This is a genomic window from Arthrobacter horti (assembly GCF_030731045.1).
GTDB lineage: Bacteria > Actinomycetota > Actinomycetes > Actinomycetales > Micrococcaceae > Arthrobacter_E > Arthrobacter_E nanjingensis.
This window is the reverse complement of record NZ_JAVALS010000006.1, coordinates 43,630-56,789: the sequence shown is the minus strand read 5'-3', so window position 1 is coordinate 56,789 and position 13,160 is coordinate 43,630. Positions and strand designations below refer to the sequence as shown.

The window sequence follows — 13,160 nt, the reverse complement described above, 5'->3', positions numbered from 1 at the left end:
TCAGGGTCTTCGACGCTGGAGCGCCTGTCCTATTTTCCCCCATGTTCGTCACGGAGCCGTCCAAGGATCGCCTGGCGGTCCACTTTGCCGTTGGGCAGCAGTGGCAGGGAGCCCCAGAGCGACACATGGCGCGGGCGCAGGGGACCGAAGCCGGCGCGCAGCGCCTCGGCGAGTTCGCCGGCCTCCCAGCGAGCCCCGGGGGACAGCACGACGGCGGCCGCCACGGACTGCCCCCATTCTGCGGACGGGATGCCGCCCACGAAGGCCTGCGCGACGCCGTCGAGCGCTTCCAGCGCGTGCTGCACATCCAGGGCGGAGACCTTGCTGCCGCCCGAGTTGATGACGTCGTCCACCCGGCCGGTGACGCGCAAGGTGCCGTCCGGCAAGAGTTCGCCCAGGTCGCTGGTGCGGAAGAAGCGCTCCCCGTCCAGCTCGATGAACGCGTCCCAGGTGGCTTCCGGGTCGTCCAGGTAGCCGTCCGCGAGGGTGGGCCCGCCCAGGTGGACGCGTCCGTCCACCAGCCTGACGTCCACGCCGTCCAGGGGCCGCCCGTTGTAGACGCAGCCGCCGGAGGTCTCCGCGGAGCCGTAGGTGGTGACCACGTTGACGCTCAGCTCCCTGGCCCGCGCCAGCAGCCCCGGCGCCACGGCGGCGCCCCCCAGCAGGATTGCGTGGAATCGGCGCAGGACGCGCAGCACGTCCTCGGTGGGGTCCTCCAGGAGTCGTGCGAGCTGGGTGGGCACCAGGGAGGTCAGCCGGATGGGATCGGTGAGCTCGTCCGCCGCGGTCACGAACGCTTCCGGGGTGAAGCTCTGATCCAGGTCCATGGCCCACGGCCGGGTGCCCGCGTAGAGGGACCGGATGAGGACCTGCACCCCGGCGACGTACTGCAGTGGCAGGGCCAGGAGCCACTGTCCCTCGGCCCGCAGCTCCTCGGCCGTCGCCAGGGAACTCGCCGCGAGAGCCTCCGCGGAGAGGACCACGGCCTTGGGCCTGCCGGTGGAGCCGGAGGTGCGGACCACGACGGCGGCCTCCGGGTGAGCGGGGAGGCTCACGGTGGTCACCTCGTCGCCGAAGTCCACGGCCGGGCCCTCAGCGGCGAGGGCGGCGGCGAGGGCTTTCAGGATGTCATCGAGCTGCTGCATGCCGTCTGTCCCGGGGCGCGATCAGAAGTAGTACGGGAAGTCGGACCAGTCCGGGTCCCGCTTCTCCAGGAACGCCTGCTTACCTTCCACAGCCTCGTCCGTCATGTAGGCCAGGCGCGTGGCCTCGCCGGCGAAGACCTGCTGGCCGGCCAGGCCGTCGTCGGCCAGGTTGAACGCGAACTTGAGCATGCGGATGGCCTGCGGCGACTGGCGGGCGATGTCCCGGGCGTAGCCGAGTGCCACCTCCTCCAGCTGCGCGTGCGGAACGGCCTCATTGACGGCGCCCATCCGGACCATGTCCTCCGCGGAGTATTCGCGGGCCAGGAAGAAGATCTCCCGGGCGTTCTTCTGGCCGATCTGGCGGGCGAGCAGCGCGGAGCCGTAACCGGCGTCGAAGCTGCCGACGGTGGCGTCCGTCTGCTTGAACTTGCCGTGTTCCTTGGACGCGATGGTCAGGTCCGAGACCACGTGCAGGGAGTGCCCGCCGCCTGCCGCCCAGCCGTTCACGACGGCGATGACCACCTTGGGCATGGTGCGCATGAGCCGCTGGACCTCCAGGATGTGGAGGCGCCCGGCGCGGGCGGGGTCCACGGTCTCGCTCGTCTCACCTTCGGCGTACTTGTAGCCGTCACGGCCGCGGATGCGCTGGTCGCCACCGGAGCAGAAGGAGTGGCCGCCGTCCTTGGGGGACGGGCCGTTGCCGGTCAGGAGCACGGCGGCGACGTCCGGGGTCATGCGGGCGTGGTCCATGGCGCGGTACAGCTCGTCCACCGTGTGGGGGCGGAAGGCGTTGCGCACCTCCGGCCGGTCGAAGGCGATGCGGACGCACGGCAGGTCCCGGATGATGGTGCCGTCCTCGGCCCGCTCCACCTGGCGGTGATACGTCAGATCCGTGAAATCGAAGCCCTCCACCACGCGCCAGCGGCGGGGGTCGAAGGTGTCGGAGACGGCGGCGGGGAGAACAGGCTCGGTCATAGTTGGAATCCTATGCCCGGCGGGACAGCGGCCCGTGAAAGCGCATTTCTGAAGCGTTCGTCAAATGTTCCGAGCTGTGCAGACCCGGGTGTCCACCTGTCGAGACGGTTCGAATATCCACCCAGGTGCAAGCGGTGTTCCCCGTGTGATCTTCAGCTCTTTTGATTGTTATTCACATCACGTTCGGGACATGATCCGTAAACTTGTGTTTCGTGTCAGAAACTACGCAGCAGGAGCGCACCACGGACCAGGCCCTCGGGCAGGTGTCCGGCGCCGCAGACAGCACCCTCACCGCGGAGGGCTACAGCAAGTCCCTGAGCCGCCGCCACGTCACGATGATCGCCATGGGCGGCGCCATCGGCGTCGGCCTCTTCATGGGAGCCGGTGGACGTCTCCACTCCACCGGCCCGGCCCTGATCTTCTCCTACGCCATCGCCGGCGTGATCGCCTACTTCCTCATGAGGGCCCTGGGCGAGCTCATCATGTACCGGCAGACGTCCGGTTCCTTCGTCTCCTACGCCGGTGAGCTCTTCGGCTCCAAGGGTGCGTACCTGTCCGGCTGGATGTACTTCCTGAACTGGGGCATGACCGGCATCGCCGAGCTCATCGCCATCGGCCTGTACTTCCAGTACTTCTTCCCGAACGTCCCCGTGGAGGTCACCGCGGTCGCGGCCTTGGTCCTCCTGGTGGCCGTCAACCTCCTCTCCGTGAAGGCCTTCGGCGAGTTCGAGTTCTGGGCCTCCGTGCTCAAGGTCGGCGCCATCCTGATCTTCCTCGTGGTGGGCACCGTCCTGGTGGTCATGAACGCCCAGGTGGGTACCGGCCATGCCACCCCGGCCAACCTCTTCGCCGGTGACGGCGGCATGTTCCCGCACGGCGCCCTGGTCATGGTCCTGGTGCTCAACGCCGTGATCTTCGCCTACAACGCCATCGAACTGGTGGGCATCACCGCCGGTGAGATGGAGAACCCCCAGCGCGAGGTGCCCAAGGCGATCCGCGCCGTCGTGATCCGCATCGTGGTGTTCTACGTGGGTTCCGTCTCGCTGCTCGCGATGATCCTGCCGAGCGACCAGTACAAGGCCGGCACCAGCCCGTTCGTGACCGTGTTCGGCCAGATGGGCCTGCCGTGGATGGGCGATGCGATGAACTTCATCGTCATCACCGCCGCTCTCTCCTCGACCAACTCCGGCCTCTACTCGATCGGCCGCATCTTCCGCACCATGGCCAACAACGGCCACGCCCCGAAGTGGCTGACCAAGATGTCCTCCCGCCACGTGCCGTACGCGGCGATCCTGGCGATCGGCGGCTTCTACCTGGTGGGCATCCTCCTCAACGTCTGGCTGGGCGGTTCCAACGCCTTCGACCTGGCGCTGAACACCGCCTCCATCGGCGTGATCTTCACCTGGGGTTCGATCTTCGCCTGCCAGATCATGCTGCGGAAGAAGAAGGGCAAGGTCTCCAGCCTGCTCATGCCCGGTGCGCCGTGGACCAGCTGGGCCGGCCTGATCGCGCTGCTGGTGATCACCGTGCTGATCGGCATGGACACCATGAAGAACGCCGACGGCAGCGTCTTCTACCTCGGCGCCTGGACCCTGGGCACCGTGCCGTTCTTCGCCCTCCTGCTCTGGCTCGGCTGGATGAAGGTCCGCAACAACAAGCCGAAGAACGAGCTGTACAGCTGATTCCTGTGTTGTGTGCTCAGTTGTGGTGGCTTCCGTCGCCACCAGGCCACCACAACTGAGCACTCAACGGTGATGCACGACGACGGCGGGCGGCTTCCCCAGGGGAGCCGCCCGCCGTCGTCGTCCGGTTCACTTGCGGGGCAGCAGGCCCGCGTTCACCAGGGACTGGTAATAACCCGACCTGTACCCGGTGGCGTTCGGGTGGAAGTTGGCCGGATCGGCCGTGTTGGAGGAGTTGTAGTTGATCCACTGGCCGCTGAACGATCCGATCTCGTGTCCCGAGAACGCCTGCCGGACGTCCACGAATCGCACCCCGGACGCTGCCGCCTGAGCGGAAATGCTGCCGTCCAGCGTGTTGATCGAGGAGTTGAGCGCATTGGCGAACGGCGAGAGCAGGTACAGGCCCGTGAACATCCGGGGATAACCCATCGCCACCACGGTCGCCGTGGGGAACTGGGTCTTGATCTGAGCGTATGCAGTGGCCAGCTTGGCCTTCAGGGCCGCCGCCTCCGTGGGATCGATGGTGAGCAGGGCCTGGCACTCGGTGGTCAGGGTGCCGTTGGGGCAGTCCGTGGCCACCTGGTTGGAGCCGGCGTCGATGCCGCCCACCGTGACCGTGACCAGCTTGACCCCGCCGGCAGGCAGGGTGGCGAGTTCCGCCGGGATGTCCGCAGTGGATGCGCCGGAGCATGCGGCGTTGCCCTTGAAGGAGATGCCGCGCAGCATGCTGACATCCGCGGGGTAGCTGTACTGAGGGCTCCGGTAACACACGGTGTCCTGGTACGGCGGGGCGCCCTGGCCGGCCGTGTAGGAGTCGCCGAGAGCTGCGTAGGTGGTGGTCGAGGCGGCGGCCTCGGCCGGCTGGACCAGGAACCCGGTCAGCACGGCGGGAGTCATGACGAGGAGTGCTGAAACGCGCATCCATCGCCGCAGGCGAGATCTGAATTCGGCGTTCATGAACCAACGCTAGACCGGGCCGGAAGCCTTGTCCTGAGTAGTGGATACCCGTTTGAGACGCCGGTGGCGGTCGCGGAGCGGCTCAGCCGAGCCGGTCCGTGAGGCGCCCGGCCTCGAGCTCCCAGCGTCGGTCGAGACGGACGTTTTCGAGCATGCGGCGATCGTGGGTGACCAACAGCAGCGCGCCGTCGTAGGCCTCCAGCGCCTCCTCCAGCTGCTCGATCGCCTCAAGGTCGAGGTGGTTGGTCGGCTCGTCAAGGACCAGCAGGTTGACGCCGCGGGCCTGCAGAAGCGCCAGCCCGGCTCGCGTGCGTTCGCCGGGCGAGAGCGCGTCGACAGGCCGCAGCACGTGGTCCGCCCTGAGCCCGAACTTCGCGAGCAGCGTACGCACCTCGGCCGCCGTCTGCGCCGGAACCAGCGCTTCGAAGGCTTCCGCGAGCGGGGCGGCACCGCTCAGGAGCGCCCGGGCCTGGTCGATCTGACCGATCTCGACGGAACTTCCCAGAGCCGCGGATCCGGCGTCGGGACTTTGCTCCTCGAGCAGCAGACGCAGAAGCGTCGATTTGCCGGCCCCGTTGGGCCCCGTGATGCCGATCCGCTCTCCGGCGTTGACCTGCAAGGAGATTGGGCCGAGGGTGAATTCGCCCTGACGGGCGACCGCTTCGTTGAGGGTCGCCACCACCGAGCTTGATCGCGGAGCGGACCCGATGGTGAACTCGAGCCGCCACTCCTTGCGAGGCTCCTCGACCTCGTCCAGCCGAGCGATCCGGCTCTCCATCTGCCGTACCTTCTGTGCCTGCTTCTCGCTCGACTCGGTGGAAGCCTTGCGGCGGATCTTGTCGTTGTCCGGCGACTTGCGCATCGCATTGCGCACGCCTTTGCTGGACCATTCCCGCTGCGTGCGGGCCCGGCCCACCAGATCCGCCTTCTTCGCCGCGAACTCGTCATAGTCCTCGCGTGCCTGCCGTCGCAGCGTGGCACGCTCCTCGAGGTACGCCTCGTAGCCGCCGCCGTACACCCGGTTCGAGTGCTGGGCGAGGTCCAGCTCGAGGACGCGGGTGACCGCGCGGGCGAGGAACTCGCGGTCGTGACTGACCAGCACGACGCCGCCGCGCAGGCCGCGCACGAACGTCTCCAGCCGCGCGAGTCCGTCCAGGTCCAGATCGTTGGTCGGCTCGTCCAGGAGCACGATGTCGAAGCGCGAGCAGAGCAGGACGGCGAGGGCGACGCGGGCCTTCTGGCCGCCGGAGAGCGAAGTCATGAGCGAATCGACGGAGAGACCCGCCGCGCTCCGGCCCGCGCCGGACCCGGGACCGGCGTCAACTGAGAGGCCGAGCTCTGCAAGCACGGCGGGCAGGCGCTCATCGAGGTCGGCGGCCCCCGATGCGAGCCAGCGGTCGAGCGCCGCCGAATACTCGTCGGCAGGATCGATGCCTCCCGGAGTCACAGCCGACTGGTCCGCCAACGCGCTGGAAGCCACCTCCAGCCTGGTGGACGCGGCCGCCACGCCCGTGCGGCGCTCCACGTACTGGCCGATGGTCTCGCCGTCGACCGCCGTGTGCTCCTGCGGAAGCCAGCCGATGAAAGCGTCGGACGGCGCCAGCGAGACGGTGCCGGCCTGCGCGTCCAGCTCGCCCGCGAGAATCCGCAGCAGTGTCGACTTGCCCGCCCCGTTCACACCGACCACGCCGATCACATCGCCGGGCGCGACCGTGAGGTCGAGGTCATCGAACAGGATGCGGTGGGCGTACCCTCCCGCGAGGCCGTTGGCCACGAGCGTTGCAGTCACCCGTCAACTGTAGACGGGCCGGACCGGACACCGCACGGGGCCGGGCATCAGTGCCATCTGCGCCAGATCGCCTTCAGAGGAATGCTCCGGAAGCGCTCCGGAAGCCGTGGTTCGTGTCCCGAGGTGAACGCTGGGTTAACCACTTGGCATGCGGCCGTTCCGGCCCCACAATTGTCCTCGTGCAAAAAATCGATCCTGTCACCCTGCACGGGAAATACGTGACGCTGGAGCCCCTGGAGACCGCCCATGAGGCGGCTCTGGTCGAGGCCGTCCAGGACGGTGAACTCTGGAATCTCTGGTACACCACCGTGCCCCGCCCCGAAGGCGTCGGCGCGGAGATCCAGCGTCGCCTGGCCTTGCAGGAGGCCGGGAGCATGTTGCCGTTCGTGGCACGCTCCAACTCCACCGGTCAGGTGATCGGCATGACGAGTTTCATGAACATCGATCACAGCCTGCCGCGCCTGGAGATCGGCTCCACCTGGAACCGGCGGTCGGCTCACGGAACGGGCACCAACCCCGACTCCAAGTACCTTCTGCTGCGCCACGCCTTCGAGACCGTGGGCTGCGTCGCCGTGGAGTTCCGCACCAATTGGCTCAACCACCAGTCGCGGGAGGCGATCGCCCGGCTCGGGGCCAAACAGGACGGGGTCCTGCGCAGTCAGGCGCTCACCCCGGAAGGCGTGCTGCGGGACACCGTGGTCTTCTCGATCCTGGCCCTGGAATGGCCGGCCGTGAAGCGGAACCTCGAGTACCGGCTGGGCAAGGCACGCTAGGCAGGGCGGAGCTACTGGGGGCCGGCACCCGGGAGGAGCGCCCCGGCCCCCAGGGCGTCAGCGATGAACGCGTAGTCCCAGGCCCTTTCCCGCCACTGCACATAGCGGCCGGAGGCGCCGCCGTGGCCGCCGTCCATCTCGATCTTGAGCACGATCGGCTCCGTGCCGGTGCTCTGTTCCCGGAGCGCCTGAACCCACTTGGCGGGTTCCACATAGAGCACCCGGGTGTCGTTGAAGGACGTCACGGCGGCGATCCGGGGGTACGCCACCGGGCGGATGTTCTCGTACGGGGTGTAGCTCTTCATATAGGCGTACACCTCGGGGTCCGTGATCGGGTTGCCCCACTCCTCCCACTCGAGGGCGGAGAGCGGCAGCTCCGGGTCCAGGATGGTGGTCAGCGCGTCCACGAACGGCACCTGCGCGACGACGGCGGCGTACTTCTCCGGGGCCAGGTTCGCCACGGCGCCCATCAGGAGGCCGCCGGCGGAGCCACCGAGTGCCGCCACCCGGTCGGGATCCACCCAGCCGGAGGCGATGAGGTGGTCCGTCGCGGCCACGAAGTCCGTGAAGGTGTTCTTCTTGGCCAGTTTCTTGCCGTCTTCGTACCAGTGCCTGCCGAGTTCGCCGCCGCCGCGGACGTGGGCGTCCACGAACACCACGCCACGGTCCAGGAGGGAGAGGCGGGAGATCACGAACTGCGGATCCAGGCTGGATTCGTAGGAGCCGTAACCGTACACCAGCCCGGGCGCCGTGCCGTCCTGCCGGACCGAGCGGTGCCGGATCACGGAGAGCGGGATCCGGGTCCCGTCCGCTGCCACGGCCCACTCACGGGTGGCGACGTAGTCCTGCGGGTCGTAGCCGCCCAGCACGGGGTGCTCGCGGCGGAGCAGGAGCTCGCCCTCCGGGGCCGCGGCCGTGGGCAGGACGAAGTCGTACACCCGTACCGGTGTGAGGAAACTCGTGTACCCGAGGCGGACCAGCGGGGCGTCGTAGTCCGCGGCGCTGAGGTAGGAGGTGAACAGCTCTTCCGCGAAGGCGGGCTCCATGGTGGGCCGCTGCTCCGGAGTGCCCAGGCTCTGGCGGGGGAGGAACTGGACGCGTTCCAGGGTGTCCTGGCGGACGGAGAGGACCAGGAAGTCGCGCAGCACGCCGGTGCCGTTGACTCGGACCTCGGGGGAGTGCGGGAGAAGGGTGCGCCACTCCTGGGCCTCGAACGGCTTGGCCAGCTCTTCCCAGGTGGTGAAGGAGACCATGGAGTTCACGGCGTCCCGGTCATGGGTCAGGAGCACGCCGTCCGTGCCGTCCAGTGCGAACGGTTCCGCTTCGTAGAGGACCCGGGCGTCCCGGGAGAGGACGGTCCGCAGACCCGCGGCGGGATCGGCGAAGTCCAGGAGGCGCACCTCGCTGTACTCCGCGCAGGAGATGCCCACCACCAGGTGGGTCCGCTGGGCGGAGAGCTCGAAGCCCAGCCACATGCCGGCGTCGTCCTCCTGGTAGAGCAGCTCGTCCTGCTCCACCGGGGTGCCCAGCACGTGCGCGCGGATCTGGTGCGGGCGCCAGGACTCGTCCACCACGGTGTAGTACAGGCGCGTGCCATCCGGCGAGAAGGCCAGGCCGTAGAAGGCGCCCTCGATCACGTCCGGCAGCAGCTCGCCGGTGCGGAGGTCTTTGAAGCGCACCGTGAAGCGCTCGTCGCCGGCGTTGTCCACGGCGTAGGCGTACAGGTTCCCGTCCCGGGTCACGGCGGCGCCGCCCACGGAGAAGAACGGCTGCCCCTCGGCCTCGGCGTTGCCGTCCAGCAGGGTCTGCTCACCGGGGAGCGCGACGCCGGCCTCCACCACGGGCGGCGTCCAGTCGGCCAGCGGGTCGCCGGAGTCCGTGGCGGCCACGCGGGCGTAGACGGGATAGTCCTTGCCCTCGAGGGTGCGGGTGAAATACCACCAGGCGTCCTTGCGGGACGGCACGGAGAGATCCGTCTCCAGGGTGCGGCCCTTGATCTCCTGGAAGATGGCCTCCCGGAGTGCTTCCTGGCCCGCGGTGACGGCCTCCTGGTAGGCGTTCTCCGCTTTCAAATGCGCCACGACCTCCGGGTTCTCCTTCTCCCGGAGCCACTCATAGTCATCCACGAAGGTGTCGCCGTGATGGGTCCTGCTGGTGGGGACCTTGCGGGCGACAGGGGGCAGAGGATGGTGTGGCGTGGCGGTCATGCCTCCACCCTAAACCGTGTGAAGATGGGCGCAATCGCGAAGGACGCGGGCCGTCAGGCCTGCCCGGAAAGAGGAGGATTCCCGTGGCTGAGTGGATCGATCTTGGACAGGGGAGCCATGCGCTCACCACGGAGGCGGAGTTCCTGAACACCGGGCTGGTGGTGGGACGGGAGCGGGCCCTGGTCATCGACACCGGGTGCGGGCCGCGCCAGGGCCGCGAGATCCTGGACGCCGTCCGGTCCGTGACGTCCCTGCCTCTTGTGGTGGTGAACACCCACGCCCACTACGACCACTTCTTCGGCAACGCCGTGTTCCAGGAGGACGGCGCCGTCGAATTCTGGGCGCATGAGAACGCGGCACGGACCATCGCCTCCCGGGGTGAGGGGCAGCGGTCCCTGGTGGAGGTGTTCGAGCCGGAGATGGCCGCCGGGTCCGGGGAACTGACCGGGCTGGTGGCGCCGCAGGCGATCGTGAAGGACCAGCCCGTGCTGGTGGACCTGGGCGGGGTGTCCGTGCAGCTGTTCCACTTGGGCCGCGGGCACACGGACGGGGACCTGCTGGTGGGCACACCCACGGCCCTGTTCGCAGGCGACGTGGTGGAACACGGCGGATACCCGGCCTTCGAGGATTCCTACCCCGTGGAGTGGGCGGACACGCTGCGGCACGTGTCCGCGCTGCGCCACCGGTACGAGTACCTGGTGCCCGGCCACGGCGCCCTCATGGACGACGACGCAGTGCGCACCATGGCGGACACCATGGCCATGGCCATCCGTGTGGCGCACCAGGCCACCCGTGAAACCCCGGACGACGCCACCAAGGCCATCCCGGTGCTGCCCTACGGCCCGGAACAGTCCCGCCACTTCATCCGCCGGCTCCGCGAGACGGCGTAGGCCGGAACGGACCGGCGAGTCCGCGCGTCCGTGAACCGCTGAGACAGTGGGTTTAAACCACTGTTTCAGCGGAAACCCACTGTTTCAGCGAAGGGGGATCAGAGGAATCAGCCCCGCCTCAGCCCAGGCGCGGGGTCCGCGGGGGCTCGGTGCGGCGCTCGCCGGTGGCTTCGAAGGCGGCCGCCAAGGTCAGGAGTTCGTTGTCCGAGTAGGCCTTGCCCCAGAAGCTCAGGCCCACGGGCATGCCGATGTCCTCCATGGTGCCCATCGGGACCGTGACCGTCGGGATGCCCAGGTGGCGCGGGACCAGATTGCCGTTGGAGACCCACACGCCGTTTCGCCAGCCGAGGTCTGCGGACTCCTCCCGCACATCCATGTCGGCAGGTGCCACATCGGCCGCGGCCGGGAGGATCACGGCGTCCAGTCCGAGTTCGTCCATCCACTCCTCGAGGTCCACGCGGCGGGTGCGCTCAAGCCCGAGCAGCCCGGCCTCCATGGTGTACAGCTCGCGCGGGTGGGTGATGGGCCGTTCGGCGACGACGGCGGGGTACTCGGCGATGTCGTCATCGAACCCCGTGTAGCGGTCCGGGAGCGCGCCTTCCGGGTGGGGGAAGATCGCGGCGCCGTCCACCTGGAGCAGGCTGTTCAGGGCCGGATCGCCGTTGGCGCCCAGGAAATCGTCCCAGCTCCACGCGGAGAGATCCACGATCTCCTCCTGCAGGAACTCCGGTGAGACGAAGCCGCGGGTCTTGATGCTCGGCGCACCGGGACGGTCCGATTCGTAGTTGGACACCACCGGGAAGTCGACCTCCACCACCTCGGCGCCCGCGGCCTCCAGATCGCGGCGGGCCGCTTCCCAGAGGGCGATCACCGAGGCGCGCGTGTCGATGCGCCGCCCGGTCGGACCGCCGATACCCCGCGCATCCGCGGCTTCCCCGGCGGCCAGCGAGCCGGCGTCGTCGTCCTGGTTGATGTACATCTTCGGCACGCCGAAGCGCTTGCCGCGCAGCAGCTCCGCGCGCTCGTCGCGCGAGGGGACGAGAGCCGGGTAGGAGTCGGGACGGACCCTGGAGGACTTCGGCAGCTCCACGAACTCCTGGACGCGCCAGAAGTCGCCGCGGTGCTCGGCATCGTCCGCCACGATGATGTCCAGGACCTCGAGCAGATCGTCCATGCTGCGGGTGTGCGGGACCACCACGTCCATGGTGGGGACCAGGGGCCAGTTGCCTCGGACCGAGATGACGCCGCGGGAGGGGGTGTAGGCGCAGAGCGCGTTGTTCGACGCCGGGGCGCGGCCGCTGGACCAGGTCTCCTCGCCCAGGCCGAAGGCGGCGAAGCTGGCCGCCGTGGCCGTGCCGGAGCCGTTGGAGGAGCCGGAACCGAAGGCCGCCGTGAGGAAGTCGCCGTTGTAGGGGCTCTCGGCGCGGCCGTAGACGCCGCGCTGCATGCCGCCGTTGGCCATGGGCGGCATGTTGGTCAGGCCGATGAGGACCGCGCCGGCGCCCCGCAGGCGCTCGATGGTGAAAGCGTCCTTCTGGGCCACCAGGTCCTTGAAGGCGGGGGAGCCGGCCGCGGCCGTGAGGCCCTTGGCCAGGTAGGAGTCCTTCGCGGTGTACGGGATGCCGTCCAGCGGGCCGAGCGTGGTGCCGGCCGCGCGGCGGGCGTCCGAGGCCTGGGCGTCGGCGCGGGCCTGGGGATTACGGACGACGACCGCGTTGAGCTCGCCGTCGTAGGCCTCGATACGGGCCAGATAGGCGTCCAGGAGTTCGACGGCGGTGGTCTCGCCGGCGGTGAGGGCGGCGCGCAGCTGCGCGATGGAGGCGTCGACGACGTCGATGCGGGCCATGGGTGTCTCCTGTGCGTGGGGTGAGGGCGAGCGTTCTCCTCCGCGTCGCTGCGGGGTCCGGTCGCCGGGGTCTGTACGTGCTGATCACCTATTGTTGATCGCATGATCAATTGCGTCAACGGTAGCTAGACTGAGCCCACCATGTCAACGAAAAATCCGCAGGAGACCGCTGCCCGCACGGGCGCCGTGCGCAAGAGGACCGGACGCAAGAGCCCCGCAGAGCGCCATCAGGAGATCCGGGACGTCGCCGTCGGCCTCGCCCTGGACGAGGGGCTGGCGGCCATCACGCTCCGCCGCATCGGCGCCCGGATGGGCGTGGCGTCCAGCCTGGTGGCGCACTACGAGCCGCGCATCGATGAGTTCGTGGCGGCGACGTTCGCCCGGATCGCCGGGCTGGACCGGGCCGAGGTGGAAAGCGCGCGGGACGGCGCCTCCGGGGCCGGGGCCCGGCTGAGGGCGCTGCTGGGGAGTTCGCTGGACACGGAACGGCTCGCCGTGACGGCCGTGTGGGTGGAGGCCTGGGGGCTCGGGCGCCGGAACGAGGCACTGGCCGTGTCCGTGCGGGAGGAGATGGACGCCTGGCAGGAGCTGCTGCGTGCCGGGATCCAGGACGGCGTGGACTCGGGGCTGTACGCCGTGGCGGATCCGGCGGCCGCGGCATGGCAGGTGCTCGGGATGATCGACGGTTTGAACGCCCAGGCCCTGGTGCGCTGGGAAGGCGTGCCGGACCGCCGGGAGCACTTCCTGGAGGCCGTGCAGCATCTGCTGGGGGCGCGGGGCTGAGCCTTCACAGGCGCGGATCTTCGGGAAACCCACGCTTTTGTGGTTGACCCCCGCAAATTTCGGTGGGTCAACCGCGAAAGCGTGGGTCATGTGGGCCCGGCCCCGGCGTGCGT

Annotated in this window: 10 protein-coding genes; 4 read left to right on the top strand and 6 right to left on the bottom strand. The window is 69.0% G+C overall.

Annotated elements, in window-relative coordinates; genetic code table 11:
* Positions 1 to 29 precede the first annotated feature (29 nt).
* Positions 30 to 1,145 (bottom strand): AMP-binding protein, encoded by a 1,116-nt coding sequence (locus Q9R02_RS10210; protein WP_305996579.1) that lies wholly within the window; start codon positions 1,143 to 1,145, stop codon positions 30 to 32.
* Positions 1,146 to 1,166: 21 nt separating this feature from the next.
* Complete coding sequence (locus Q9R02_RS10205; RefSeq protein WP_305996578.1) at positions 1,167 to 2,120, bottom strand: 1,4-dihydroxy-2-naphthoyl-CoA synthase; 954 nt, start codon at positions 2,118 to 2,120, stop codon at positions 1,167 to 1,169.
* A gap of 212 nt (positions 2,121 to 2,332) precedes the next feature.
* Here Q9R02_RS10205 and Q9R02_RS10200 point away from each other — a divergent pair, with 212 nt between their 5' ends.
* A complete protein-coding gene (locus Q9R02_RS10200) occupies positions 2,333 to 3,802 on the top strand; it encodes an amino acid permease (protein WP_425279257.1) in 1,470 nt (489 codons plus the stop codon).
* A gap of 129 nt (positions 3,803 to 3,931) precedes the next feature.
* Here the strand turns inward: Q9R02_RS10200 and Q9R02_RS10195 are convergent, their stop codons facing one another.
* Both Q9R02_RS10195 and Q9R02_RS10190 read right to left on the bottom strand, forming a co-directional pair.
* Entirely contained in the window at positions 3,932 to 4,759 is an 828-nt protein-coding gene (locus tag Q9R02_RS10195; RefSeq protein ID WP_305996577.1) for an SGNH/GDSL hydrolase family protein, read from the bottom strand.
* An 82-nt stretch (positions 4,760 to 4,841) separates the two neighbouring features.
* Positions 4,842 to 6,548 carry an ABC-F family ATP-binding cassette domain-containing protein gene (locus Q9R02_RS10190; RefSeq protein ID WP_305996576.1) on the bottom strand — a complete coding sequence of 569 codons (1,707 nt, stop codon included), beginning with the start codon at positions 6,546 to 6,548 and terminating at the stop codon, positions 4,842 to 4,844.
* 179 nt (positions 6,549 to 6,727) lie between these two features.
* On the opposite strand from Q9R02_RS10190, the gene Q9R02_RS10185 reads away from it, so the two are divergent.
* The gene (locus Q9R02_RS10185; protein ID WP_305996575.1) at positions 6,728 to 7,321 is read left to right on the top strand and encodes a GNAT family N-acetyltransferase; all 594 of its coding nucleotides are present in this window, start codon (positions 6,728 to 6,730) and stop codon (positions 7,319 to 7,321) included.
* 11 nt (positions 7,322 to 7,332) lie between these two features.
* Here the strand turns inward: Q9R02_RS10185 and Q9R02_RS10180 are convergent, their stop codons facing one another.
* Complete coding sequence (locus Q9R02_RS10180) at positions 7,333 to 9,528, bottom strand: S9 family peptidase (RefSeq protein WP_305996574.1); 2,196 nt, start codon at positions 9,526 to 9,528, stop codon at positions 7,333 to 7,335.
* Between the two features lie 83 nt (positions 9,529 to 9,611).
* On the opposite strand from Q9R02_RS10180, the gene Q9R02_RS10175 reads away from it, so the two are divergent.
* A complete protein-coding gene (locus Q9R02_RS10175; protein ID WP_305996573.1) occupies positions 9,612 to 10,418 on the top strand; it encodes an MBL fold metallo-hydrolase in 807 nt (268 codons plus the stop codon).
* A gap of 118 nt (positions 10,419 to 10,536) precedes the next feature.
* Here the strand turns inward: Q9R02_RS10175 and Q9R02_RS10170 are convergent, their stop codons facing one another.
* A complete protein-coding gene (locus Q9R02_RS10170) occupies positions 10,537 to 12,264 on the bottom strand; it encodes an amidase (RefSeq protein ID WP_305996572.1) in 1,728 nt (575 codons plus the stop codon).
* A 141-nt stretch (positions 12,265 to 12,405) separates the two neighbouring features.
* Between Q9R02_RS10170 and Q9R02_RS10165 the strand changes: the two genes are divergently transcribed.
* Positions 12,406 to 13,047, top strand: a complete 642-nt coding sequence (locus tag Q9R02_RS10165) for a TetR/AcrR family transcriptional regulator (protein WP_305996571.1) — start codon at positions 12,406 to 12,408, stop codon at positions 13,045 to 13,047.
* Positions 13,048 to 13,160: the final 113 nt, after the last annotated feature.

Coding starts and splice junctions, on each gene's coding strand:
- Q9R02_RS10180 (WP_305996574.1), bottom strand. CDS start 9,528: ATGACCGCCACGCCACACCATCCTCTGCCCCCTGTCGCCCGCAAGGTC.
- Q9R02_RS10205 (WP_305996578.1), bottom strand. CDS start 2,120: ATGACCGAGCCTGTTCTCCCCGCCGCCGTCTCCGACACCTTCGACCCC.
- Q9R02_RS10170 (WP_305996572.1), bottom strand. CDS start 12,264: ATGGCCCGCATCGACGTCGTCGACGCCTCCATCGCGCAGCTGCGCGCC.
- Q9R02_RS10165 (WP_305996571.1), top strand. CDS start 12,406: ATGTCAACGAAAAATCCGCAGGAGACCGCTGCCCGCACGGGCGCCGTG.
- Q9R02_RS10195 (WP_305996577.1), bottom strand. CDS start 4,759: ATGAACGCCGAATTCAGATCTCGCCTGCGGCGATGGATGCGCGTTTCA.
- Q9R02_RS10210 (WP_305996579.1), bottom strand. CDS start 1,145: ATGCAGCAGCTCGATGACATCCTGAAAGCCCTCGCCGCCGCCCTCGCC.